Source organism: Sphingobacterium litopenaei (genome assembly GCF_014692495.1).
GTDB lineage: Bacteria > Bacteroidota > Bacteroidia > Sphingobacteriales > Sphingobacteriaceae > Sphingobacterium > Sphingobacterium litopenaei.
This window is the reverse complement of sequence record NZ_JACOIJ010000002.1, coordinates 201,417-225,092: the sequence shown is the minus strand read 5'-3', so window position 1 is coordinate 225,092 and position 23,676 is coordinate 201,417. Positions and strand designations below refer to the sequence as shown.

General features: G+C 36.1%; 16 protein-coding genes. 5 read left to right on the top strand and 11 right to left on the bottom strand.

What is annotated here, in order from left to right; all coding sequences use genetic code 11:
- Positions 1-31 precede the first annotated feature (31 nt).
- The 7 genes from H8B04_RS02135 to spt form a co-directional block, all read right to left on the bottom strand.
- Positions 32-2,587 carry a glycoside hydrolase family 5 protein gene (locus H8B04_RS02135; RefSeq protein WP_190301282.1) on the bottom strand — a complete coding sequence of 852 codons (2,556 nt, stop codon included), beginning with the start codon at positions 2,585-2,587 and terminating at the stop codon, positions 32-34.
- A gap of 154 nt (positions 2,588-2,741) precedes the next feature.
- Entirely contained in the window at positions 2,742-6,650 is a 3,909-nt protein-coding gene (locus H8B04_RS02130) for a hybrid sensor histidine kinase/response regulator transcription factor (protein ID WP_190301281.1), read from the bottom strand.
- 111 nt (positions 6,651-6,761) lie between these two features.
- Complete coding sequence (locus H8B04_RS02125; protein WP_190301280.1) at positions 6,762-7,148, bottom strand: GtrA family protein; 387 nt, start codon at positions 7,146-7,148, stop codon at positions 6,762-6,764.
- Positions 7,149-7,151: 3 nt separating this feature from the next.
- Positions 7,152-7,838 carry a CDP-alcohol phosphatidyltransferase family protein gene (locus H8B04_RS02120; protein ID WP_165290070.1) on the bottom strand — a complete coding sequence of 229 codons (687 nt, stop codon included), beginning with the start codon at positions 7,836-7,838 and terminating at the stop codon, positions 7,152-7,154.
- 10 nt (positions 7,839-7,848) lie between these two features.
- The gene (locus H8B04_RS02115; protein WP_165290069.1) at positions 7,849-8,847 is read right to left on the bottom strand and encodes an NAD-dependent epimerase/dehydratase family protein; all 999 of its coding nucleotides are present in this window, start codon (positions 8,845-8,847) and stop codon (positions 7,849-7,851) included.
- The gene (locus H8B04_RS02110) at positions 8,844-9,965 is read right to left on the bottom strand and encodes a GNAT family N-acetyltransferase (protein WP_165290068.1); all 1,122 of its coding nucleotides are present in this window, start codon (positions 9,963-9,965) and stop codon (positions 8,844-8,846) included. Before H8B04_RS02110 ends, H8B04_RS02115 begins: the two co-directional genes overlap by 4 nt.
- Positions 9,966-9,990: 25 nt before the next feature.
- Positions 9,991-11,199, bottom strand: coding sequence for a serine palmitoyltransferase (gene spt, locus H8B04_RS02105; RefSeq protein WP_165290067.1), 1,209 nt, complete (start codon positions 11,197-11,199; stop codon positions 9,991-9,993).
- A 335-nt stretch (positions 11,200-11,534) separates the two neighbouring features.
- On the opposite strand from spt, the gene smpB reads away from it, so the two are divergent.
- Complete coding sequence (gene smpB, locus H8B04_RS02100) at positions 11,535-11,990, top strand: SsrA-binding protein SmpB (RefSeq protein ID WP_165290066.1); 456 nt, start codon at positions 11,535-11,537, stop codon at positions 11,988-11,990.
- A gap of 2 nt (positions 11,991-11,992) precedes the next feature.
- On the opposite strand, the gene H8B04_RS02095 is transcribed toward smpB, so the two are convergent.
- Positions 11,993-12,898 carry a helix-turn-helix domain-containing protein gene (locus H8B04_RS02095; protein WP_223815207.1) on the bottom strand — a complete coding sequence of 302 codons (906 nt, stop codon included), beginning with the start codon at positions 12,896-12,898 and terminating at the stop codon, positions 11,993-11,995.
- Positions 12,899-13,056: 158 nt separating this feature from the next.
- Between H8B04_RS02095 and H8B04_RS02090 the strand changes: the two genes are divergently transcribed.
- Together H8B04_RS02090 and H8B04_RS02085 are read left to right on the top strand one after the other, a co-directional pair.
- Positions 13,057-14,559: an aldehyde dehydrogenase family protein gene (locus tag H8B04_RS02090; protein ID WP_165290065.1), complete on the top strand. Its 1,503-nt coding sequence runs from the start codon at positions 13,057-13,059 to the stop codon at positions 14,557-14,559.
- Positions 14,560-14,618: 59 nt separating this feature from the next.
- Positions 14,619-14,993: a DUF779 domain-containing protein gene (locus H8B04_RS02085; protein ID WP_165290064.1), complete on the top strand. Its 375-nt coding sequence runs from the start codon at positions 14,619-14,621 to the stop codon at positions 14,991-14,993.
- A 146-nt stretch (positions 14,994-15,139) separates the two neighbouring features.
- On the opposite strand, the gene H8B04_RS02080 is transcribed toward H8B04_RS02085, so the two are convergent.
- The 3 genes from H8B04_RS02080 to H8B04_RS02070 form a co-directional block, all read right to left on the bottom strand.
- On the bottom strand, positions 15,140-17,332 hold the full coding sequence (locus tag H8B04_RS02080) for a polyribonucleotide nucleotidyltransferase (RefSeq protein WP_190301279.1): 2,193 nt from the start codon (positions 17,330-17,332) through the stop codon (positions 15,140-15,142).
- Positions 17,333-17,501: 169 nt separating this feature from the next.
- Positions 17,502-17,780, bottom strand: a complete 279-nt coding sequence (gene rpsO, locus H8B04_RS02075) for a 30S ribosomal protein S15 (protein WP_149914686.1) — start codon at positions 17,778-17,780, stop codon at positions 17,502-17,504.
- 198 nt (positions 17,781-17,978) lie between these two features.
- The gene (locus tag H8B04_RS02070) at positions 17,979-19,190 is read right to left on the bottom strand and encodes an acyltransferase family protein (protein WP_190301278.1); all 1,212 of its coding nucleotides are present in this window, start codon (positions 19,188-19,190) and stop codon (positions 17,979-17,981) included.
- A gap of 164 nt (positions 19,191-19,354) precedes the next feature.
- Between H8B04_RS02070 and H8B04_RS02065 the strand changes: the two genes are divergently transcribed.
- Together H8B04_RS02065 and H8B04_RS02060 are read left to right on the top strand one after the other, a co-directional pair.
- On the top strand, positions 19,355-20,533 hold the full coding sequence (locus tag H8B04_RS02065) for an ROK family protein (protein WP_165290061.1): 1,179 nt from the start codon (positions 19,355-19,357) through the stop codon (positions 20,531-20,533).
- A 26-nt stretch (positions 20,534-20,559) separates the two neighbouring features.
- The gene (locus tag H8B04_RS02060) at positions 20,560-23,670 is read left to right on the top strand and encodes a SusC/RagA family TonB-linked outer membrane protein (RefSeq protein ID WP_190301277.1); all 3,111 of its coding nucleotides are present in this window, start codon (positions 20,560-20,562) and stop codon (positions 23,668-23,670) included.
- The last annotated feature ends 6 nt before the right edge of the window (positions 23,671-23,676 follow it).

The window sequence follows — 23,676 nt, the reverse complement described above, 5'->3', positions numbered from 1 at the left end:
ATGCTAAATTGGTTATCTATAATTGTCTTATCTACTGAAGCCAAATCGCTCCTATTCGTACATCAGCTTGCCCTTTAGGCAATTCTGAAGTTGAAATAATCACCTGTTCTATATCCTGCACATCGAAAGGCTCTTTCACTTGAGGCACAAAATATCTACTCAGAAATACGGGATACGGCGCTGGTAAAATAGGTGTCGGAACTAAGGAGAGTTCTTGTAAATTCACTTCAACCTTATCATAATTCAAGGCCGAAACAGCCATATCTTTCACATAAGTAAACCCTTTACGTGTAATGAAACCAATCTGAATTGTTCCTTTAAAATCCTTCACTTCTAGTGTCGCACCCACTTTATTGACATGCTGCATCCCTGTGGCACGTTCTTCGATTGTTGGACGTACATATTTCTTCCAAAAGAATCTACTTTGTGAATCTTTACTTGTCAATTTATACTGCCACGAAGCAGGTTTCGTGAAATCTCCTTCATCTTTTGTGACCCAAAGAAAAGAACTGTCGGGTATAGCATAATGCTCTAGCGAAGATTCCTTTTCAATTCTTGCATCCATCAGCATAATTGGTGCTGAAGCAGAAACAACCTTAGCTGTATAATAATTTTTAGATATATAGTCCCAGTCCAAAGGAGTTCCTTCTTTTCCCTCGGGATAGGTGTATTTCTTATTTTGCGTGTATACGGTAATTGTGTAAGCCAAATCTTGCTTCGACAACATATCTTTTGGCAAAGAAGCCGTGTAAAGATTTCCATTTTTATGCAATTTGAGATAAGGATTTTTATCCTTCCAAAAAGATATTTGATCCGTCTGAAGGATTACAGAATCAATCTTTGTATTGGTAAGTACTTTCATCGAAATCTCAGCACCTCGCTCCATTTCTATAAATTGTGGAGCTGTGTGAATCACGATCGGAACAGTAAAATTAGAAGGCTCTGGAGCATAGAAATCACCCAATTTTCCAGTTTTAAATTTGCTTTCTGCATTCCAGCTTGAGCCAGATTTATTTTTAGCCTTTAGAATATATACACCGGGGCTCACTGAAAAAGATGATGCTTTAGCAACTGTTTGTTCTCCACTATTTAATTTTAGAACTTGGAAATCTACGCCCAAATCCTGTAATCGAATTTCAATAGGTTGATTGTTCCAAAATATGGCTGCTATTTCCTTATTCAAGGAAGGTTTTTCAAATGGATCGGACGTAATTTCCACGTCAGGCATGAGCTCTAAACGCCAAACACCAGATTCCAATTGATCTAGAAAATACGCTCCTGTTCCGTTATAATTTACAAGAGTAGAATTACCAACTCCAGCCACTTGTCGTAATGTATGCTCCGATTTGGGAACGATCTCATGAGATCGGGTATAATAATATTTTACACCATCATTCAGGACCGATAAATCTTGTTCATAATTCACTGTAAAATCACCAAAAGTCGTATTCTCGGGAAAAGGAGCAAATACTTGTTTTCGAGGAATTTGAAACGCCACTTCTGCAGCTATCATCGTGCTTATAGCTTTCGATGGCGTATATGCTAAATTTAGAAAATGCGTTTGGTATTCGGTATTATACCTCGCGATATCAATCGGGTCATAAGCAAACTGTGTAATCCACTGAAAACCTGTGGATCGAAATGTACGAACCATAACTGGATGAATATAACTGCTCAGTATATCCGCAGGGTCATATTCGTAAACCGCCAAAGTCTTTTTGTCAAAATCTTTAACACCCGAAAACGAGATAGGATAGCTATCTACGTAAGGTAAAAAATTTCCTTTACGTTCTTTTCCTGCTACCAAACCTATAGGATACCATTGGTATGTTGTGCCTTCTATTCCGGGCTGGTAATATGCAGAGACATGCGATTCATTATGGCTTACATTATAGAAAATTGGCTTTTTGTTGCCCGCTGCTTTCAAAGCATCAACCATGGTTCGCACATAGTTTTTGGTTATCGCAATATCTCCCGTATGACAAGGCTCATTGTTGATTTCGAAACCAACAATGAAAGGATCATTTTTATATGTTTTTCCATTGTATGGGTTTTTGTGATTGACCAATTGGCTGATATACTTTTGCTGTGCTTTTATAGCTTCCGGATTTGCGTGTACATTGCACTTATCGTACAAATATGTAAACGCTCCTGTATTTACATTTCTTTCGGGATATCCATTCCCAAAATTGGTCATCATAGTAACCAAGCTATAAATGCCCTTTTCTTCTAACTTAGCAAATAAATAATCTAATAAATCTAAGTGTACATTGGTTAATAAATTTCCAGTACTATCTGAGATCTCTACATCCCATATGTGTATACGGTAGGCATTATAGCCCATTCGGGACATATGATACACATCACGGTCAATGGCTTCTTTAGGATTGACACCCTTATATTTTAATGCACGGTAAGCATGTGCAAAAGGGACGGTATAATTTACTCCGTAAAATGAAGCTTCTTGGTTCGTATGATTCCAACGTAAAACGCCCGATTTATCAATATAAACCGTAGGAGTTTTATCCTGTGCAAAAATTGTTGAATAATAAAAGAGTGCAGCAACAAATAAAAATAGATGCTTCATTTCTAACGATTAAGTTTATAATAAAATAGGTTATCTAATTACAAACTTAAGGTTGAAGTACAACTAAAAGACGAAACATATAAGACAAATACTAACACAAAATGGACAATAACAACGGCCAATTGACTGCAAACGCACATTTTAAGGTCTTGAATCATTTTTTGAATAGCTGCTTCTGTTGTTCCACATAATTTTTTGGACTCAACCCAAATTGCTGATGAAAGCATTTAGAAAAATAGGACGCATTTGAGAATCCAACCATGTACATTACTTCAGCTATACTGAAATTTCCTTTTTGCAAAAGTATAGCCGCATTATTTAATCGGATTTTACGAATATATTCCACAGGCGTCAACCCAACAATATTTTTGACTTTACGGTACAATTGTTTGCTCGGAATATCCAATACTTCACTTAGCCGTTGAACCGAAAATTCAGAATCATCCAAATTATCCTCTATGCAAGCCGTAATACGGGACAAAAATTTCTCATCCGCTGAACTTACATGCACATTTTTTGGTTCCTGAATATTTTCAAGCATGACCTTTTCTAACAATTGTTCTACACGATTTAATAGTTGAGTCACTTTTGTTTTTAAATACGCTACATCGAATGGTTTAGCGATGAATGTATCCACTCCCAATGCAGCGCTTTCGTATTCTGTTTTTTTGTCTCGTTGTGCGGTCAGCAAAATAACTGGAATTGTCGCTGTGTGCTTTTTCTTCTTGACAGCTTTTATAAATTCTAGGCCATCCATTACCGGCATCATATAATCCGAAATTATCAAATCAGGATTACCTTCTTTTTCTAAAAACTCAAGTGCCTTGAGCGCATTATCGCATACTACACAGCGGTAATCTTGCTCCAAAATTTGCTCAATAAAAGACGAAAGCTCTACATTATCTTCTACCAAGAGGATTTTTTTCTGTTGCGTTTGAGCAGAGAATAATTTATCCAATTGCTTGACATCAAAAGATACATCTTCCGCAGGAATAGAAATAGTAAACTTTGACCCTTCATCTACTATAGATTCAAGCTGTATTTGCCAGCCCAATTGCTCCACAAAATCTTTTACAATATGCAATCCTAATCCTGTACCTTCTTTCTGCTGTACAATATTTCTATTCGATCGATAAAATTTGCTAAAAATATAAGGTAGCTCTTCTTCCGAAATTCCAATTCCATTATCTGTTATAGCGATGCGCAACACATTATTTATCGCTTCGACTTGTATGTCGATACGTTTTATTTTGGCAGTGTTATACTTGAAAGCGTTGGATAATATATTTGTTAGTATTGATTCCAATTTGATAATATCAGTTTTCAAATAAATCGTGTCTTCTTGAGTGAAATTCTGAATGTTAATTTCAGCATCCTTTTCCACAGCTTTAAATCGTTCCACAATTTGTTCAAGTAGCACCAAAAGCGACACCGAAGAATAAATGCGCTGATTTTGTTTTTGTTCTGTAATCGTTGCCTTATCCCAATTGCCAACCTCTTCAACTAACGAATGAATTTTGTGCGCATTTTTCTGAATGAGCTCCAATTCCTTTTTCTTCTCCATATTTTTTGTCTGATGAATAATTTGGCTCAAAGGCCCAATTATTAAGCTTAAAGGTGTTTTAAGATCGTGTGAAATTGTCGTGAAAAAGTCTAATTTCAGCTTGGTAACTTCTTGAATATTTTTTCGGGCATGACGTTCTAGCTTTAATCTATTTTTTACTCTAAAGAAGTTTATAACCCACCAAATAAAACCGATGAGTAATATGGAATAAATGACTTTTGCTACAGTGCTAGCATACCATGGATAACGTATATAAAAATTGAATTCGTGAATGGAAGAACGTTCTTCTCCTTTCATATTGATTTTACAAACTTCCAGAATATACTTCCCTGAAGCCAAATTTGTCAAAAGCAATTTATTCTCCCCCACTTCTAAAGGTGCCCAAACTTCAGATCCACCTTTTTTAAACCGATAGGCATAGCGCATTCCTGCTTCATCACTATAATTTAAATCTGAAAACTCTAAACGTAGGTTGTTCTCCTCATTTTCAAACATAAATGAGTTCAGGTAACGAATTCCCTTATTATACTTATCGACCAGGACATTATTGACAAAGATAGATGTCAGGTAAATGGACGAAGAAGTCACTATTGTATTTTGTACATAATCGGACAAAGAAATCACCCCGTCATTTCCGCCCAAAAGTACCTGCTTAGTGGTTACATCATGATATAATGCATTTACTTTCGCATTATATTTGGCAATCCCAACGGTATGATCTTGCTTATTCACCACCCAAATACTATTTGAACTACTCACCCAAATATATTGGCCAACATCAGCGAGAGAAGTAATTTGAGCATGATCAGATTTATCTAATGGGATTGTCGTGAAGGTGTCTTTGGTATCTATTTTTAGAATCTCACCAGCTAGTGCAACCCAAATATTACCTGTAGCATCCTGAATAAAATAGGATGCCTTCTGAATAGAATTCCCCTTAGCATCTTTTATTTCAGTCATTTTTCTTGTTGAAGGATCAAACAACACTATTCCAGCATGGTAAGAAAGTATCCAGATTCTTCCTTTTTTATCTTCTACAATTTGGTTAGCAAAATCAACAGGCAATCCATTTTTCTTGGTGAAATTTTGATCGGCGACAATTTGCGTATTACTCGAAAGTAATTTTTGCTTGTTCACCACAAAAACACCACCTAAATACGTTGCTACCCAAATATTATCATTACAATCTTCTATAATATCATACGCCCATTTGGCATTGCGGGTACGGGATGAATCTGTTATTTCAAAAGGTCTAAATCTATTTGTGTTCCGATCATACACGTTGACACCTCCATCAGAGGCTATCCACAAATTGTTGGATTTATCTTCATAAATTCTTCGTATGCGATTATGCGGCAAAGATGTTGTATTTTGATCTACACTAAACCATTGCGTATTTTGATCATACTTATCGAGATATTTTGTGCGAATCAATCCATTATCCCCACCCAACCAATACCATCCTTGAGAATCTTTATAGATATGGTAAAAATTATTACCATCATTAGTTGGTGAAAAAGCATATATTGGAAAATGCTTTTCTTTACTCTGTGGTCGCCAAATTGAAAAACCGGCCTCAGTTCCCACCCAAATATTACTTTTCTGATCTACAAATGTCCGCCAAATAATATTATTTGCCAACGAAAAATAATTCCTCGAATCATGTGTTATCTTTTCATAATAGGAACTATCCCTTTTCCAAATAAAAAGGCCATTATCAGTTCCTATCAAAAGCTGATCTGTCTGGTATCCTTCTAAAGATTTAATGGAAACATTATTAAAAATCAAATTCTTATTTATCGTATTGCTTGATAAAGAATACAATCCATTTTCTGTACCTATCCACAAGATATTGTCTTGAACATATAATGCATTTACAAATTGATTGGATTGAATTTTATAATGAGGTAAGACGTGCTTTTTCGATGCTTTATTTTGTGTATTTAGTTCGAACAGTCCATTGTATGTGCCCAAGAAAACTTTATTTGCTATTTTTTTTAACGCATAAATCGGTTGGTTTTGGATTGGTACATTGATATATCGCGTAAGTTTTTTGGTCTTCAACGCATAAACATAAAGACCATTCAATGTACCAATCCACAACTTATCCTCATCTAACAACAAACTCCTGACGTCAACATGTGCTAAATCACCTACCACTTCATGTACATCCTTTATATAATCATAAATGAATAGACCATCACCCGTACCAACAGCCAAATATTTATTGTCTAGCGTCAAAAGCGCATGAATGAAAGTTTTGAAATTTTTGTCTGGTATGGGTGCACTCTTAGCAGTATAACCGTCATAATTATAAAGTCCATTATTTGTGCCCACCCATATCATACCCAAACTGTCTTGTACAAAACAATTTGCTGCTATATTCTGGTGACCAAATGAAATATTCTTTAATACATGATATGCAAAATTACTAGATTGGGCTCTGCATGGCATAGAAATGTATACAAAAAAGATAATCAGCAAATAATTTAGTTTCATAGGGCAATTGGATACTAGCTAAATATAGCAAAGCCTACTGAATTTTCACAGCTCCACCCAACAAAAAAGCCTTCCCATGATGGAAAGGCTTTAAATATTTTCAAGATCCAATTACTTCTTAAAGACCCAAAATTTCTGCAGGGTAAAGTTGAAACCCAAGGAAACTATTACTTCAACAAGTAATTTTGATAAAATACCATCCCACTGCAATCTATCCACAAAGAAATATATCCCAAGCGATTTTAACGTGATACTTCCAATGACAACGAGGATGAATTTCCAAAGCTGATTGGCAATAGGCGTCTTCTGATTGTTAAATGACCAATAGCGATTGATTAAAAAATTAACAATTGCACCTAACGCCCCGCTTATTGCATTGGAAAAAGGTGCTGAAAAATTCAACACCTTATAACAAAAAGAATAAATTCCTAGGTCAGTCATTCCACCCAAAAAGGCAGAAAGCTGTGCTTTTAAAAATTCTTTTAGTTTGAAGCCCATTCTTTAATCTTTATGCTGTTTAGCAAGTTTCTCCGCTTTATCGCGTTCATCACCCAAATCCAACAATTTCTTCGTATCCGCTAAATTGATAAAAAACAAAATCACACAGATTACAATTACACTGTAATTAATTGAGAAAGGAACTAAAACTTCCAATAATAAGACCAAACCAATAATCACACGAATCTCTGTAGGTCCTACAAGACCCGCATCAATAGTATATTTATCAGTGATTTTGTAACGCAATTGTGAAATAATCATTGCCCAACCGTACAATGCTACTAAAGCAAATCCAGAATATTTAAAATCTTCGGAGGCATAAAACACATATCCCAAACCGATTAATACGGTACTCACCCAGTCCATGACAATGTCTAAGGCAAAACCATACCACTTACGTGATTTGTTCCTAAAGAAAGCAATACGTCCATCCAAAGAGTCACCAAACCACTGCACGAAAAAACCAACGATACCTAATAATAATAACGAACGATCCACATATTCTGCAAGCAAAAAACTAATCAGGATCATCAAAGAACCAAAAAATCCTATTGCCGTCAGTCCATCAGAAGAAATCCAATTAGGAATCTTAGGTAGTAGATAGGTAATAAATTGTTGCTCAGGGTTACTTAAAATATTCGTTCTTTTTCTGTCCTGAAACAACTTCTTGTCAATTTTTCCTTCACTCATTACTTTATATTTATAGCCACTTATTGTCTTTATACCACAATAATGTAGCTGTCAAACCTTTTTCAAGATCAAATTGGGGATTGAATCCCAATTTTGTTTTGGCTTTACTGATATCGCAACTCCAATTTTCAGCCGTAAGCTCTCCTAAACGTTCAGGATAAATCACGGGTGTTTTAGAAGAGTTTTTATATAACATTTGGGATACGCGCGCAACAAATGCCACCACTCTGTATGGTATATGCAAACGAAGTGCCTTTTTCTTAAATGTTTTGCGAAAAATATCAGCCATCGCATATTTCGAATATACGTGACCATCTGAAATATTATAAAATTCTAATGCAAACTGAGGAACTTCACAACCTTTCAAAAGCACATCTACTAAATCTTTCACATAGATGAAACTAAGTTTCTGTGGATTGGAACCGATGTAAGGATCAAGCCCTTTATTTAGTGTGTCAAATAAGATAAACAAATCTTTTTCACGTGGACCGTACACAGCGGTAGGTCTGAAAATCGAAATGGGTTTATCTGCAAATCTCTTCTTTATATTTAATTCAGAAGTACGTTTACTACGACCATATACTGTCAAGGGACGATAATCTGTATCTTCTTGAATATCTTCTGTACTATTATATGCGATAGGACCAATAGCAGCCAAACTGCTTACATATACAAAACGTTTCAATTGGACGCCCTCTTCAAAAGCTACTTGCATCAAATTCTGTGTCATTCCGACATTGACGCGCAAAATTTCTTCCTCCGATTTGGATTTTGTTAATGCTGCAGCATGTATGATATAGTCGTATTGCTCTTGAAGAAAAAGATGCTTAAGCTCCTCGACATTGCCAAAATCTGGATGAACAAATTTGTCCACATAAGTTTTAATATCGTCAATCTTACTTGATGACCGGACTGCAGCATGCACTTCCCATCCACGATTTTTTGCTGCTTCAACAAGGTGCGATCCCACAAAACCACTTGCACCTGTTATGAAAACCTTCGTTGTCATATTAATTTTTCATAGATACGGTAACGTTTATATAAATTACCGTTTATCTGCTCTATAGCGTGATTCATCATATAATTATGATCCAACATCCAGGAACATTCTGCCCCTTTGATACCATGCTGCTTCGCATTTTTGATAATTCGTCCATACAAACATGCTTCGATGCCCAATTTACGGTACTCTTCCAAAACTCCAAGCATCATGACGCGCAAAGTTTTGATTTTTTTACGACCAAACAACAATTTGAAAATACCTGTTGGCAATAAACGTCCACGTTTGATCTTAATCTGTATCTCGTTAATATTAGGAATTCCGACAGCAAAACCTACAATCTCATTATCTTTTTCTGCAATAATACAGTAGTTCTGATCTACAATCATTTTGAGGTCCTTTGCGATGTAGGCAAATTCCTCATCAGTCATCGGAACAAAACCTAAATTTTTGTCCCAAGCCTTATTGTATACTTTTTTTATTTTTTCGGCTTCGCTTTTGAAATTTTTCAAATCAATCAAACGTAGAATTATTCCTGAGCGCTTTAAGCGTTCTTCTAACTTATCTAATAATAAAACAGAACGAGTGTTCGCATTTTCTGTCAAGATTTCATACGCGCGAAGGTCTACCTGCTTTGTAAAACCATAATTATCAATTAAATCCATATAATATGGATAATTGTAAGTCATCATCGCCACAGGAGGGCGATCAAACCCTTCAATTAATAATCCGCAGGTTTCGTTTGTAGACAAATTAATCGGACCGACTATCTTATCACCACCTTTCTCTTTCACCCAAGCCTTTGCCGTATCGAAAAGTTTATTGGCTACTTCTTGATCATTAATACAATCAAAAAATCCAAACTGCCCTTCGTTAACTTTATTAAACTCATTGTGGTGAGGATTCCATATTGCCGCAATTCTTCCTACTATTTTATTATCCTTGTACGCTAAGAACAATTGTGCCGAAGAATGTAAGTAAAATGGATGCTTGTTGGGATTTAATAAATCGTCTTGAGCTACAAAAAGCTCAGGAACATAATTCGGATCCCCCATATACAAATCATGCGGAAAATCTATGAATTCCGCACGTTGTTTTTTAGTAGTAACAGGTATGATATTAATCATGTCCTTTTTATGTTTTAGTGTAAACTTAGCCTACAAATGTTTCCACCTCAGCAGTTTTAAATACTTTAGCCATTTTTTCAACAGCCTCGTCGATTTGGTCGAAAGTATGTGTTGCCATTAAGGAGAAACGAATCAATGACTCTTCTGCTGGAACAGCTGGAGCAACTACTGGATTGACAAATACACCATTGTCTTGAAGCGTTTTTGTAACATAATAAGTTTTATCATTATTACGAACAAAAATAGGTAAGATCGGACTTTCAGTATGTCCTAAATCAAATCCGCTGTCTAACAATAATTTTTTAGCGTAGTTCGTATTAGCCCACAATTTCTCGATATGCTCTGGTTCTGATTGGATGATTTCCAAAGCTTTCAATGTAGAAGCTACAGAAGCAGGAGTCATACTAGCTGAAAACATTAATGAACGTGCTCTATGTTTCAAATATTCGATAGTATCTTTATCAGCAGCTACGAAACCTCCTAAAGATGCTAACGACTTACTGAAAGTACCCATGATCAAATCAACTTTGTTTTTCAAACCAAAGTGACTTTCTGTACCTGCACCACGCTCACCAATCACACCCAAACTGTGCGCATCGTCACACATTACTGCGGCATCAAATTCTTCAGCTACCTTGATTAATTCTGGAAGATTAACAATGTCACCTTCCATACTGAATACACCGTCTGTAGCGATTAATTTGAAGCTTTCTTCTGGAAGACGAGCAATTTTAGCACGTAAATCTTCCATATCATTGTGTGCATACTTAATTACTTTTGAGAAGGACAATCTACTTCCATCTATGATGGATGCGTGATTGCGTTCATCCAAAAGGATATAATCATTACGTCCTGTGATACATGACAAAGGACCTAAATTGGATTGGAAACCTGTACTGAATAATACCGCTGCTTCTTTCCCTACATAATCAGCCAATTTTTCTTCCAATTCTACGTGAATATCCAAAGTTCCATTTAAGAATCTAGAACCTGCACAACCTGTACCGTATTTTGCTAATGCATCTTGAGAAGCTTTAATAATGCGTGGATCGGTAGTAAGACCTAAATACGAATTCGAACCAAACATTAACACACGCTTGCCATCAATTATAACCTCCGTATCTTGTTTGGATTGTATGGGTCTAAAATATGCGTATAAGTCGTTTGCTTTTATAGGCTCTAGTTGTTCTTGAAGAAACTTATTTGTTCTTTCACTTAACTTTCCCTTGCTCATGCTATAGATATTTCTATTAAAATGCGATTTTTCTTACTTTTTGACTAAAATCAAATAATCGTCAAAAATACGGATTAAATATGAAGTTGATACGGTACATTAAAACTATGACTTTAATCTAACATACTAGAGCTTCCATTGCTTAGTCCATTTTTTACGAATCATTAAACTCTAACCAAAACGTGCAAACTTACAAAATTTTGGTCGGTTATTAGCAATTTTATAAACTTATAAATATCATAAAGTTAAGTTATTGTTAATACACTAACAAGTATTAAGAATATTAAATTCAATGCTTTATTTTATTAAATTTGCAGCATAGGAAGAATTAAAATATGGCTATATCATCCCAAATAAATATAAAAAACAAAAGAGCATCGTTCGAATATCATCTTCTTGACAAATACGTAGCAGGGTTGCAATTGTTGGGGACAGAAATCAAATCTATACGTGAAGGCAAGGCCAATATTAACGATAGTTTTTGTTCATTTTTTGAAGATGGATTGTACATTCGTAACATGCACATAGCCGAGTATTCGTTCGGTTCCTTTTATAATCACGAAGCAAAACGCGATAGAAAATTGCTTTTAACTAAAAAAGAACTCAAGAAATTAAAAGAAAAAGGAGAAGAACGAGGTTTTACTATTGTCCCCTTACGCATCTTTATAAATGAGCGTGGATACGCCAAAATAGAAATAGCTTTAGCACAAGGTAAAAAAGATTTCGACAAACGTGAATCCATCAAAGAGCGTGATACAAAACGTGAACTCGATCGCGTAATGAAATTTTAATTCTAAACAGAAAGCAAGAAAGCACCAGGAGTAATACCTTCTTTACTCTTAAAAATACGTACAAAATAATTTACATCACTGAATCCTGCTCCAAAACAGGATTCTTTGACGGATTTAGTCATTTTGAGCAACTCTTTAGCTTTGCTGATTCGCTCACTGATAACGTATTCCATTGGACTTACACCAAGTTCTTTCTTAAATAGACGCGTCAAACTCGATTTACTCATATTAGCTACTCTCTCTAGAGATTCTATCGAAATTCTCTCAGTAATCCGTGTACGAATAAATTCCTTTAAGTGCAAAAGTACCGCATTCGCAGAATTGCCAATTTCTAATGCCAACATAGATTGCGCTTGCATGAGACGTATCATGACTTCTTTGAAGGTCAAATCCGCATACACACTTTTGAGCGCATTCGAATCCATCATTATGCGAAAAAACTTATTGAGTAGATCGGTCAATTCAGGTGTATTATATAAATGAAAGATATTAGGATCAAAATTCCATTCGCCTATCATTTGATGCTTTGGACTAAATTCATTGAGATAATTCAATATTGAATCTATTTTCGTTTTACTTACGACCAAAGCAGTGCATTGTGTTGGTTTATGCAATGTAGCTTCTGGAAAATCTATCAGCATTTTGGTATAGGATGGAAGCATGAGCATTTGTCCCGGCTGATAATCAAATGCATCTAATTGGCCAATATGCATAACTTTTTTGCCTTCCAACATATTAATCAGAACAATATCGCCAAATTGTAATGGTACAAGGGAACTAGCTTCATATGTTTCGAAAACATGAAGTTCCATTTCGTCTACAGCAAAGGAACGCTTATTCTCTATCAAGGTAGTTAGCTCCTTTTCCTTCGCGTACGGAAGAGTATTTATAAAAGATTTGTTCATCATAACATTAAAAACTTTTATAATTGGCTCGTAACCAAATATAATAAATTGTTACAGACCTTGAAACAATAGTCCTGCACTTTGACACAAATATGCTATAGCACCCCTTTCGTGTTCGGTAAATTTGAATAAACAGATAACACAAATAAATAAACACTAATATGGGTACAATTCAAAGACCGACGTTCAAAGAGCGTTATGACAACTATATTGGAGGAAAATTTGTACCTCCAGTTCAAGGAAAATATTTTGACAACATCTCTCCTTTGGATGGAAAAGTTTTTACACAAGCTGCTCATTCTACAAAAGAAGATTTAGAATTAGCGGTAAATGCTGCAGAAAAAGCTTTTCAAACCTGGGGGAAAACTTCTGCTACAGAACGAAGTATCATTCTGAACAAAATAGCCGATCGCATCGAACAAAATCTGGAATATATCGCGGCAGTAGAAACTGTTGATAATGGTAAAGCCGTACGTGAAACGTTAAATGCCGATATTCCATTGGCAATTGATCATTTTAGATATTTCGCGGGTGTAATCCGTGCAGAAGAAGGTTCATTAAGTGAGTTGGATGCTAATACAGTTTCATTAATTGTACATGAGCCGATTGGTGTAATTGCCCAGATTATCCCTTGGAATTTTCCTTTATTAATGGCGGTATGGAAATTGGCTCCAGCCCTAGCGGCAGGTAATACTGTTGTATTAAAACCTGCAGAAAGCACCCCTACATCTATCATGGTATTAATGGAATTGATTGGGGATCTGATTCCTGACGGTGTGGTCAATGTTGTGAATGGCTTTGGTGCTGAATTAGGCCGTGCCTTAGTAACTAATCCAAAAGTTTCGAAAGCTGCCTTTACAGGATCAACAGCAACCGGGCGATTGGTAATGCAATATGCTACAGAAAACATTATTCCAGTTACGTTGGAATTAGGCGGAAAATCACCAAACGTATTCTTCGAATCGGTAATGGATCATGACGATGCGTTCTTAGATAAAGCTGTAGAAGGCGCAGTTCTATTTGCCCTGAATCAAGGGGAAATCTGTACTTGTCCATCGCGCCTATTAATCCAAGAATCCATTTACGATAAATTCATTGAGAAAGTAATTGAACGTGTAAATGCGATTAAAGTGGGTGACCCACTAGATCCAACAGTAATGATGGGTGCGCAAGCTTCGAAAATTCAAAAAGATAAAATTTTATCTTACATCAAACTAGGTAAAGAAGAAGGAGCAGAAGTATTGACTGGTGGTGATGTAAACAACGTAGGTGAAGGATTTGAAGATGGCTATTATATCAAACCTACCTTATTCAAAGGACACAACAAGATGCGTATTTTCCAAGAAGAAATTTTCGGTCCAGTGTTGGCTGTTACCACTTTCAAAGATGAGAAAGAAGCCATTGAAATTGCAAACGATACAATCTACGGCTTAGGTGCTGGTGTCTGGACTCGTGATGCACATCAACTGTATACGGTTCCTCGCGCCATACAGGCAGGACGTGTATGGGTAAATCAATATCACTCCTACCCTGCTGGTGCTCCATTTGGAGGCTATAAGCAATCAGGTATTGGTCGTGAAAACCACAAAATCATGCTGGATCACTACCGACAAACAAAGAACATGTTGATTTCTTATAATAAAGAAAAATTAGGATTTTTTTAGACACACTATCTATGTATTGGGGTTTCCAAGGAAACCCCATTTTTATAAAAAACTGAATTATGATAAAACGATTAGATGTATCAGAAGAAGCAAAGCAAGTGATTCAACAGTTAGCAGCGCAACATGGAGATTTGATGTTTTATCAAGCTGGTGGGTGTTGCGAAGGGACACAACCTCAATGTTTTGAAAAAGGCGGATATTTTCCAAGAATGAATGACGCCATGATAGGTCTAGTCGAGGGTTTTGAATTTTGGATTGATAGAGACCTTTTCGAATATTGGCAATATTCTCATTTTACTTTAGATGTACTAGACGGTTTTGGACCTGGTGGCTTTTCTTTAGAAACACCTCTCGGCAAAACCTTTAAAGTACATTATCGATTATTCTCCGAAGACGAATTAAAAGATTTAGAACCTGTGAAACGGAGTGAGTAAAAAATTATTATCTCTACTCTTTAAAAAGCTCCTTATAAATCGTTTGTCTAAAAATACACAGACAATAATAAGTAAGCTGAATCTCATTCCACAAAAAAGCTCAACCTTTTTTGATTGAGCCTTTATAATATTATGTTATTGAAAAATTAAGCTTTTGGCGCTTCAGGAGCTGGAGCTGCTGCAGCTGGCTTATCTTCTCTTCTTGGTTTGTCTTCACGTGGAGGACGAGGCAATAAAGCTTTGCGAGAAAGTTTCATTTTACCTTGTTTGTCAATATCTAACAATTTAACAGTTACAATATCACCTTCTTTGTAGATTCCGTCCATAGATTCAAGACGTTTCCAATCAATTTCAGAAATGTGTAATAAACCATCTTTACCTGGCATAATCTCAACGAAAGCACCGAAAGCCATAATAGATTTCACTTTACCTTCGTACGTTTCACCAATTTCTGGTTTTGCTACGATATTTTTGATACGTGTAGTAGCCGCGTCGATAGAAGCTTTATTATCTGCAAAAATTTGAACGATACCTTTGTTATCTACTTCTTCAATAGAAATAGTAGCGCCAGTTTCGCGTTGCATTTCTTGGATGATTTTACCACCTGGACCAATTACAGCACCGATAAATTCTTTATCGATAGTCAATTGGATGATACGAGGAGCGTGAGGTTTGTAATCTTCACGAGGCTCTGCGATAGTTTTCTTCATCTCACCTAAGATATGAAGACGAGCTTCTTTCGCTTGATCCAACGCTTGAGTTAATACTTCCCATTTCAAACCATTGATTTTTAAGTCCATCTGACAAGCAACGATACCATTTTCTGTACCCGTTACTTTGAAGTCCATATCACCTAAGTGATCTTCATCACCTAAGATATCAGAAAGAATAGCATATTTACCTGATTTTTCATCCGTGATTAAGCCCATTGCAATACCAGATACTGGTGATTTTAATTTCACACCCGCATCCAATAAAGCTAACGTACCCGCACAAACAGTCGCCATTGAAGAAGAACCGTTTGATTCTAAGATATCCGAAACAACACGAATTGTGTACGGATTTTCAGAATCAGCAGGCAATACTTTTTTCAATGAACGCATAGCCAAGTTACCGTGACCAATTTCACGACGACCAGCACCTCTATTAGGTCTTACTTCACCTGTTGAGAAACCTGGGAAGTTGTAATGTAAAATGAATTTGTTGTATCCATTGATAAATGCACCATCAATCATTTGCTCATCGTCTTTAGCACCTAAAGTAACGGAAGTCAATGATTGTGTTTCACCACGTGTAAATACTGCTGAACCGTGTGCTGCAGGTAAATAATCTACCTCAGACCAAATAGGACGTACAGTACGTACATCACGACCATCTAAACGAATTCCTTCATCCAATACTAGATTACGAACCGCATCGTATTGTACATCGTGGAAATATTTTTTAGCTAAAAATTTAGTCTCGTCGTCGATTTCTTCACCTAATGAATCAATTACTTCTTGACCAATAGCAGCAAATTTTTCAGAACGTTCATGTTTAGAAGAACCAGATTTTGCAATCTCGTATACTCTATCGTAAGTAGCACTGAAAATTTGAGCTCTTAACTCTTCATTCGAAGGCTCGTGGTTAAACTCACGTTTAGTCTCCGAACCTACTAATTTTGATAATTCTAATTGTGCAGCAACTTGCTTTTTGATAGCCTCATGTGCAAAAGCAATAGCCTCTACCATTTCAGCTTCCGAAATTTCGTTTGCTTCACCTTCTACCATCACGATATCTTGTGCAGAACCAGCAACGATAAATTCTAAAGTCGCTTTATCTAATTGAGATAAACGTGGGTTGATTACTAACTGACCATCGATTTTCGCTACGCGTACCTCAGAAATAGGACCGTTGAAAGGAATGTCAGACACAGCGATAGCTGCAGAAGCCGCTAAACCAGCTAATGCATCTGGCATAATATCTTTATCAGCAGAGATCAACGAGATCATCACTTGCGTGTCTGCGTGATATGTTTCGGGGAATAATGGACGTAAAGCTCTATCTACCAAACGAGAAATCAACACTTCATAGTCTGATAATCTTGCTTCACGACGTAAGAAACCTCCTGGGATACGACCTGTAGCCGCATATTTTTCTTGGTAGTCTACAGAAAGTGGTAAGAAATCCACACCTGCTTTAGCTTCTTTTGATGATACTACTGTTGCTAACAACATCGTATCACCTTGCTTTAATACTACAGAACCATCAGCCTGTTTAGCCAATTTACCTGTAGACAATTCGATAGGAGCAAGTCCGTTGCCTAAATCGATTGTTACTTTTTTTTCGTTATAACTCATTGTTTTGTAATTCGAGATGCATTTTTCCTCTTTATTCTACTGATGCATCGATTTTTATGACCTTTAAAAATTCTGAACAAAGTTACGGATTTTTTATTCTATGTAAGCATAATACAAAAAAAAGCCATCCAAAAATGGATGGCTTTTTAAGCTTTTCACTGTATGAAGCTTACTTGATGATATCACGTAAACCTAGACCTTTGATGATCGCACGGTAACGGTTGATATCTTTTTTGTACAAATAAGCTAATAATGAACGACGTTTACCTACTAATTTTTGTAGAGAACGTTGTGTATTAAAATCTTTTCTGTTTTTTTTCAAGTGCTCAGTTAAGTGAGCAATTCTTTTAGTGAATAAAGCAACTTGTCCTTCTGCAGAACCAGTGTTTTCAGCTGCACCAGCAAATTCTGCGAAGATACCAGCTTTGTACTCTTTACTTAAATACATTTCGTGAATAATATTAAAGCGTTAAAAATTTAATTAATTGTCTGCAAAGGTAAGCATTAAATTTGAAAATGAAAAGAATTTGGAAATTTGAAAATTACCTTATCTATGAGCAATTATCTCACAGTCAGATTTCCCATATATTTAGACAACTATCTATACTATTTCCAAATTTACCTAATTTCCAAACTTTCATATTACTTACACCTTCACGTAAATACCTTTTTTATCCATGAAATAACCGATAATCCACATCAGCGCCAAAAACAATAATGAATAAACTAATGACCCGATTTCAGGTACTCCCGGCATTTGCGCACAAACATTTTGATAAAACCAAGATAAAGGCGTGATGTATAATTGTTCTCCAGCATCAGACAATCCATTCGGTATACGAATTAAAGCCATAGCTTTTGGAAATAAACCACTCAATACAAATATGAATAATGGGTTTTTGCCAAAGACATCAAAAAATTTAGTTAACCAATTCTTAACACCTTGTACCTCGATATACCATATCATTCCGCCAATCGTCATAATTCCCAATCCAGTTGTGTAGAGCACGTACGAGCTAGTCCATATCTTTTTATTAATTGGAAATCCTAATGACCATGCCCATCCCAAAACTATAAGGATAAATCCTGTCACAAAAAGTCCAGACAATAATTTAAAATGTGGTTCATTGGAAGCAGGAACTTTAGTCCACAACCAATCTACCTGACCTTGTTTCTTAATAAACACTCCTATTAAATAACCGAATACAACTTGTACTACCGCAGGCAAGGCACTCATCAGTCCTTCTGGATCAAAAGGTACGCCTTCTCCTTTATACATATGCGGTACACCTAAAATATTTTTATCTATTTCAGTACCAAACCATCCTGCTAATGAATAAGGATCCTCACCACCTAATGCCGCGCATATCCCCCAATAACCAAACAAAATTAGAGCTGAAATATAAATTAACGTCCGCGGTTTAAAGTAATATGCAAGTATAGATGCAAAGAAGTAAGCAATAGCAATACGTTGTAATACCCCAAGAATTCGCACCCCTTTTGTAGGATCGACACTACTCATCCACTCTCTGAATTGGAGTGTACCATCAATCCATTGGACAAATGGGAACCAATTTAATCCCAATCCTATTAAGAAAATAAGAATTGTTCTTTTAATCACCTTTTTCCAAAAAATAGCATCTCCTGCTTCTTGTAATCGAGGAATAACGAATGACATAGCATTTCCTACTGCAAATAAAAAAAAAGGAAACACTAAATCCGTTGGCGTACATCCATGCCAGGGCGCATGTTTCAACGGAGCAAACATAATTCCCCAAGTCCCTGGATTATTGACCATTATCATAAGTGCAACTGTAGCACCTCGAAACACATCCAGCGAATAATAACGTTGTTTCATGTAATTAGATAGAGTTTAGTTTCCCGAAGATAAAAAAATGATTTGACAAGTGACTTAAAATAAAAATGCAGGAAACAAGTACAACTTATTATATTTTTTAAAAAGTATTTGGAATTTAAAAAATTATATACTTAACTTTATAAAACATTTACAAGAACCTATTTATGATGGACCAGTTTTATACGCAAATTATAAAATCCTTATATTTTTCTGGACCACAATCAATAGCAGAGATAAGTAATTCTATTGGGAAAAGCGTTCCAATTATTGCTAAATCGATACAGTCATTGATTGACCAAAATTTTGTTATTCCAGACGGCCTTAGAGCCTCAACTGGTGGCCGTAGAGCGGCAGCCTACAAATTGAACAAAGAAAAAATTGGAAATACGCTTACAATCAGTATAAATAGGTATTCCATTATTATGGGCTTATATAATATTTTCAACGAACCGTTGATAGAAAATATAGATATAAACATTAATCAGTTCGATGACTTGACTATATACCACAGTATAGTTGTTTATGCTGAAAAAATTATAGAAACCTATAATACATATCCAATTTTTGCTATTGGCATTACTACTCCAGGATTTGTGGACTCTCACAAAGGTGTAAATAATTCGTATTCAAAGGAATCTCCATTATACGATCTACCTCGTAGATTAAAAAATGATCTTAAGTTAGACGTTTATATAGAAAACGATTCATCAGCCATCGCAATTGCGGAAAAAAACTTTGGGAAAGCGAAAAACACAAATCATTCACTAATAATCAATTTAACTTGGGGCGTTGGATTAGGAATTATAGTAGATCAACAATTATTCCGAGGCTTCAATGGGTTTGCTGGTGAATTTAGCCATATTCCATTGGCGGATGAGAATAAACTGTGCTCATGTGGCAAAAAAGGCTGCTTGGAAGTAGAAGCTTCACTCGAATCCGCAATAGAATACATAAAAGAAAGACTGAAAGAAGGCGAAGTATCGTTATTAGCACCTCATGTGGAGAGTAAAGACAAGTCACAATTTCTAAATTCACTTATCCAAGCTTACAAACTGGGCGACCAATTAAGTATTCATGGAATAAAGAAAATGGGGTTCATGCTAGGTAAAGGTATAGCCACGTTAATACATATTCTAAATCCTGAGAAAGTAATCATTAGCGGCATTGGAGCTGCCTTTGGAGCTATCCTGTTACCAGAGATTCAATCATCAATTCACATTTTTTGTATTCCAAGACTATCACAACGTACATCTATCGAAATATCAAATCTAGACAATATACAAACTATTGCATCAGCTTGTGTAGCTGTCATGCAAAGTGACAACTTAATAAAAAATCAATAACAAACATTCATTACTACTAACAAATTATGAGCACATTTTACAAACATTGGAGCATTTCGCTGTTGATGCTAATATGTAGCATTACAACAGTGTTTGCACAACAGACTGTTACTGGGAGAGTAACAGATTCTAATGGAGGCTTGCCTGGTGTGACAGTTTATGTCCTTGGCACAAATAGAGTCACCCAATCTAACACAAATGGTAATTTTACTATTCAAGCTAACAATGGAGAAAAATTAAAATTTTCTATACTAGGCTACCTTTCTCAAGAAATCACTGTATCGGGCACAACAGTAAGTGTTACTTTAGAACAAGATGCTAGCGGCATCGACGAAGTCGTAGTGACAGCAATGGGTATTAAAAGAGAGAAAAAATCCTTAGGATACTCATTTCAGGACATTAAAGGGGATGCATTAGTAGAAGCAAGAGAAAACAATATCGCTAACGCCTTGACGGGTAAAGTGGCAGGTTTGCAAATTATCAAAGGTTCAAGTGGTCCCGCTTCATCATCTAAAATTGTTTTGAGGGGTTTCACATCCTTAACGGGAGACAACCAACCTTTAATCGTTGTGGATGGCGTTCCTATGGAAAACTTTGCTGGTGCGTCGAACAATGATTTTTGGAACCCATCTGCAGATATGGGTAACGGTATCGGAGATTTAAATCCCGAAGATATCGAAAGTATGTCCGTATTAAAAGGTGGTGCTGCTTCAGCTTTATACGGTTCAAGAGCCTTAAACGGAGTAATCTTAATCACCACAAAATCAGGTAAAAGTTCTAGAGGAGCGGGTATTTCTTATTCGGCTACCGTAGGATTAGAAAATCTTTTCATTACGCCAGAACTTCAAACGGAATTTTCTCAAGGTACGGATGGATTATTTAATGCACAGTCAGGAAGTAATTGGGGAGAAAAGATTACCGGTCAAAGTGTAACAGGCTGGGACGGAAAACCACACACTTTACAGGCATATAACAATTTAGATAATTTCTTCAAGACAGGTGTAAACACAACTCACAATTTAACTTTCCAACAATCTTTAAGCGAAGGCACTAGTTTGTATACTTCAGGCACCTATCTACATGACGATAGTAAAACGCCAGGCGTAAAATTGGATCGTTTGAACCTAATCTCTAAACTGACATCACAATTTGGTGCAGAAAAAAGATGGACCACAGATTTGAAAGTTCAATACATGAATACAACAGCTAATAACAGAGCTGTTGGTGGTTCAAACGCAGGTAACTATTATTCTACGGCATTATTAATACCTAATACAATTGATATTACGGAATTCGAAGCAGGCATGGATCAACCTGGGGCAAATCAAACTTGGTATAATAACAGTAATACAGTAAATCCATATTGGGCGGTAAATAATAAGTTAAATAAAGATTCGAGAAATCGCTTTTTATTAAATGCGACTATCAAATACAAATTTAATGATTGGTTAGATGCGGACTTCAGAGCTGGTTCGGATCTATATAACACGAAATTCGACAGTAGAACCTATACAGGATCTTCATTAACAAACTCGTATAGTGTAGGATCTGACAACTTCAATGAGCGCAACTACATTGTAAGTTTAAATGCACGTAAAGACAATTTATTTGGTAAATGGAATGGTTCAGCTTCTGTTTTCGGACAAATAATGAAACAAAGCTCAAATTGGCTCTCCTCATCGGCAGGTTCGTTGACTGTACCGAATTTATTCACAATTAGCAACTCAGAAGGAAATCCAGGAGTGTCGGAAGGTATTCGTGAAAAACAAATCAATTCATTATTCGGAACTGCTGAAATCAACTACGATAATTTCTGGTTTATCAACGTGACAGGTAGAAATGACTGGTCATCAACTTTAAGCAAAGCGAATAGATCATATTTCTATCCTTCAATAAGTACATCATTGGTCGTGTCTGATATGATTAGCAAAACTGGAGGTTCAATCCCTACCTGGTTAAATTTTGCTAAACTACGCGCTTCATATGCGGAAACTGGAGGCAGTCTTGCTCCTTATGAACTATATAACACATATTCAATCGGAAAAGATCCTAATGGAAACACCACTGCTTCTAAAAACCCAACTTTGTATAATCCAAATGTACTAAGTGAGCTCCTAAAATCATTTGAAGTTGGTTTTGACATCAGAGCATTCGATCGCTTCTCTTTAGATTTTGCTTATTACAAAACTAATGCAACCAACCAACTTATTAAATTGGCTATGAATCCTCTTTCAGGATATCAAAACTATATGGCTAATGCGGGTAATATTCAAAACAAAGGTTTAGAAGCCGTATTAGGAATTAATGTTTTAAAAAATGCTGAAAGTTTACTTTGGGATATTAATGTCAACTACTCTAAAAATGTAAACGAATTGATCGAGCTTACAGAGGATCTAAACATCTATCAATTAGGTGGCTTTGACAATTTGCAAGTTAATAGTACAGTTGGTCAACGTTATGGTACTATATACGGAACAAAATATGCGCGCGTGGAGGATACTAGCAGCCCTCATTATGGCAAAATTATCGTAAACGGTGATGGACTTCCAACAGCAGCAAACGGTTCTCATTTATTAGGTGATCAAAGTGCAAGAGCTTTATTGGGTATCACAAACTCCTTCTCTTACAAAAATGTTGGATTATCATTCTTAGTGGATGGTAGATTTGGCGGAAAATTCTTCGCTGGTACTAATCTAGCATTGCAACGTGCTGGACTTGCAGCAGAGACTGTAGTAAATGGCGATAGACAACCATTTGTGGTAGATGGTGTAGTGAGTGATGGCAATGGTGGTTATACTGCGAATACTAAAACGGTAACCCATCAACAATATTGGAACCAAGTGACTAACACTTCTGGAAACCTAGGTATCACGGAGCAAAATCTATATGACGCGACGAATATTCGTTTAAGAAATATACAATTGAGCTACAGTATTCCTGGAAGATTATTGAATTCTTCAATAGTAAGAAGTGCTAAATTTTCTTTATCCGCTAACAATGTTTGGATGATTAAGAGCCACGCAAATGGTGTGGATCCAGAATCAGTATATGCGATTAGCACCAATGCTGTGGGATTCGAGTACCTATCATTCCCAACTTCACGCTCATACTTTTTAAATATTTCATTGGGCTTCTAAAATCTA